Genomic DNA, 2,427 nt, shown 5'->3' on the forward strand with positions numbered 1-2,427 from the left:
ACGAACGTCGCCCGGTCCAGCACCTGCGCAGCCGTGGCGTAGGCGAGCATGGACGGCTTGGCGCTGGTGTCGCGGTTCATGAGCCCGTAGTGGCCCAGAGGGGGCGGCCGGCGGGACGGTCCTGCTGCCTGTCCGGGGGCATCAGACGCGCGGCTTCTCCCGCATCTCGAAGGTCTCGATGACGTCATCGATCTTGATGTCGCTGTAGCCGACACCGATACCGCACTCGAACCCTTCGCGCACCTCGGTCGCGTCGTCCTTGAAGCGACGCAGCGAGGAGACGGTGAGGTTGTCGGAGATGACGACCCCGCCGCGGATGAGACGGGCCTTGCTGTTGCGGACGATCGTGCCCGAGCGGACCAGAGCACCGGCGATGTTGCCGATCTTCGGCACCTTGAAGACCTCGCGGACTTCCGCGGTGCCCATCTGGACCTCTTCGAACTCCGGCTTGAGCATGCCCTTGAGGGCCGCCTCGATCTCCTCGATCGCCTGGTAGATGACCGAGTAGTAGCGGATGTCGACGCCCTCGCGCTCGGCCAGATCGCGCGCCCTGACCTCGGGGCGCACGTTGAAGCCGATGATGACCGCGTTGTCGTCGGCGACCGCCAGGTTGACGTCGTACTCGGTGATCGCACCGACGGCGCGGTGGAGCACCCGCAGGCGCACCTCGTCACCGACGTCGATCTTGAGCAGCGCGTCTTCCAGAGCCTCGACGGAACCGGAGACGTCACCCTTGATGATGAGCTTGAGCTCGTCGACCTGGCCCTTCTCCATCTCGCTGAAGAGCTCTTCGAGGGTGCGGCGACGGCCGGACTTGGCCATGTCCGCGATGCGCTTGCGCGCCGCGCGCTGCTGGGCGATCTGGCGCGCCATCCGGTCGTCGGTGACGACGATGAAGTTGTCACCGGCGCCCGGCACCGCGGTCAGACCGAGGACTGCCACCGGACGGGACGGGTCGGCCTCCTGGATCGCCTCGCCCTTGTCGTCGAGCATCGCCCGGACGCGGCCGAAGGCCTCGCCACAGACGATCGAGTCGCCGACGCGGAGCGTGCCGCGCTGGACCAGCACGGTCGCGACCGGACCACGGCCCTTGTCGAGGTGGGCCTCGATGGCGACGCCCTGCGCGTCCATCGTGTCGTTGGCCCGCAGGTCGAGCTCGGCGTCCGCGGTGAGCAGGATGGCCTCGAGAAGGTTCTCGATGCCGGTCCCGTTCTTGGCGGAGATGTCGACGAACATCGTGGTGCCGCCGTACTCCTCGGCGACCAGGCCGTACTCGGTGAGCTGGGCGCGCACCTTGTTCGGGTCCGCCCCCTCCTTGTCGACCTTGTTGACCGCGACGACGATCGGCACGTCGGCCGCTTGGGCGTGGTTGAGCGCCTCGATGGTCTGCGGCTTCACACCGTCGTCGGCCGCGACGACCAGGACGGCGATGTCGGTCACCTTGGCACCTCGGGCACGCATGGCGGTGAACGCCTCGTGACCCGGGGTGTCGATGAAGGTGATCTTCCGGTCCTCGCCCTCGTGCTCGGCGGCGATCTGGTAGGCACCGATGTGCTGGGTGATGCCACCCGCCTCCTGCGCCACCTCGTTGGTGTTGCGGATGGCGTCGAGCAGCTTGGTCTTACCGTGGTCGACGTGACCCATGACGGTCACCACCGGCGGGCGCGCGACCAGGTCGGACTCGTCGCCCTCGTCCTCGCCGAACTCGATGTCGAAGGTCTCCAGGAGCTCGCGGTCCTCCTCCTCCGGGCTGACCACAAGCAGGTTGTAGTCGAGCTCGGCGGCCAGAAGCTGGAGCGTCTCCTCGTTGACCGACTGCGTGGCGGTCACCATCTCGCCCAGGTGCAGCATGATCTGCACCAGGGACGCCGGGATCGCGCCGATCTTGTCGGCGAAGTCCGACAGGGAGGCGCCGCGCGACAGGCGGATCGTCTGCCCGTTGCCGCGAGGAGCCTGCACGCCGCCGATCGCCGGGGCCTGCATGTTGTCGAACTCTTGACGCCGCTGGCGCTTGGACTTGCGACCGCGGGTCGGGCGTCCGCCGGGACGGCCGAACGCGCCCGCGGTGCCTCCACCGCGGCCACGGCCACCGCCACCGGGACGACCGGCGAAACCGCCGCCACCGCCACCGGGACGACCGCCGCCACCACCGGGACGGCCTGCGCCGCCACCGGGACGACCGGCACCCGCACCGCCACCGGGACGACCCGCGCCACCACCGGGACCGGCGGGCCGGCCCTGCGGCATCATCATCGGGCTGGGACGCGGACCACCGGGGCGCGGACCACCGGGGCCACCCGCACCGCCGCCGGGACGCGGGCCACCCGCGCCGGGACCCGGACGCGGGCCGGCCGCACCGGGCGGACCGTACCGGGCGCCGGGCGGACGGGGACCGGCGCTGTCGCGACCCTCGCGGGGACCGCGATC

At 70.5% G+C, this 2,427-nt stretch carries 1 protein-coding gene; it reads right to left on the bottom strand.

Annotated elements, in window-relative coordinates; translation table 11 throughout:
• Positions 1-141: 141 nt before the first annotated feature.
• Positions 142-2,427, bottom strand: a 2,286-nt coding sequence (infB, locus tag ABZ260_RS50020; RefSeq protein WP_355632727.1) for a translation initiation factor IF-2, incomplete at its 5' end; no start/stop codon positions are given.

Origin of the sequence: Streptosporangium sp. NPDC006013, from assembly GCF_040614275.1 — a bacterium.
GTDB lineage: Bacteria > Actinomycetota > Actinomycetes > Streptosporangiales > Streptosporangiaceae > Streptosporangium.